The organism is Vibrio sp. 10N.222.52.B7 (genome assembly GCF_041474275.1).
GTDB classification, from domain to species: domain Bacteria; phylum Pseudomonadota; class Gammaproteobacteria; order Enterobacterales; family Vibrionaceae; genus Vibrio; species Vibrio crassostreae_C.
Genome location: NZ_JBFRTU010000412.1, coordinates 1 through 292, shown reverse-complemented (window position 1 = coordinate 292; position 292 = coordinate 1). Strand labels below are relative to the sequence as shown.

Here is a 292-nt window from a genome sequence, read left to right as displayed (position 1 = left end):
CGCTTTGGACTAAGCTCGCCATCAATTGTGCGATCAACCCACTCACGGGCCTTGAACAGATCAAGAATGGCGAACTTGCAGATAAAAGATTTGAGGATATTTTGAGTTCTATCGTTAAAGAGCTCACGCAGGTTATGCAAGCCGAAGGGATCGTTTGTTCATTCGATGAATTGGAAGCAAGCGTCAAACAGGTTATCCAAGCCACGGCACAGAACAATTCATCTATGAAGCAAGATATGTTTTACCAACGTAAGACCGAGATCGACTTCATTAACGGCTACCTTATTAAGAC

1 protein-coding gene is annotated in these 292 nt (G+C 43.5%); it reads left to right on the top strand.

The window, feature by feature from the left end:
• On the top strand, positions 1–292 hold a 292-nt coding region (locus AB4512_RS23460; RefSeq protein WP_372175925.1), incomplete at both ends, for a ketopantoate reductase C-terminal domain-containing protein.